Consider the following 732-nt stretch of genomic DNA (forward strand, 5'->3'; position numbering starts at 1 on the left):
GAAAGGGCTGAAAAGTATGCTTTCTCGTTATATGGAACTTTGTCAACCTTTTGGAACCGCCTAGTGCGGACCCGCATGCTAGGTGGTGTGAGAGGACGGGGGGCTAGCCGCTCCCTCCTACTCGATGCGGCCTTATTGATATTCAGTTAAAGTGTGGTGACGGCTGTTATGCGCATGCCCCAGATAACCTATGAAACCCGCGTCGTGCTTGTTCCATTAACGATTCATGAGAATAAGCGGAATATCATCGTCGAGGACGTGTATGCGCGGGAATATTATGAGATGAGCTCTGCCAGTGTGGATGCCATCCGGGCTTTGCAAGCGGGAATGCCGCTTCATGAGATCGAAGTACAGCTGAAGGAACGTTACCCCGATGAAGAGATCGATATGATCGAATTCGTATCTGCGCTGCTTGAACTGGACCTAATAGCGGAGGTAGACGGCCGCACACTGCGGGAGATCTCTGATGAAGAGGCCGTGCCAGCCCATAACCCTGACAGCTGGCCGAATCGTTTGGGCAGATTCCTCTTCCGCACGCCCTTCATTCTCGTGTATTTTGCCGCGATTGGTTGTTGGATTACTTTGTTCATCACGCGTCCGGATCTGCTGCCTGAACTCCATACGATGCATATGGTGGAGTCGATGACGGTGAATGTCATCATCTGGGCAGGAGTAAGCTTAGGGCTGTTAGCGATGCATGAGTTCAGCCATTTTCTCGCTGCTCGTTCCTTT

At 51.6% G+C, this 732-nt stretch carries 1 pseudogene; it reads left to right on the forward strand.

Annotation, left to right across the window (positions count from 1 at the left end):
• Positions 1–174: 174 nt before the first annotated feature.
• Positions 175–732: pseudogene (locus PRECH8_RS14340) on the forward strand (hypothetical protein); the annotation flags it as partial.

This window comes from Insulibacter thermoxylanivorax (assembly GCF_015472005.1).
In the GTDB taxonomy this organism is placed as follows: domain Bacteria; phylum Bacillota; class Bacilli; order Paenibacillales; family DA-C8; genus Insulibacter; species Insulibacter thermoxylanivorax.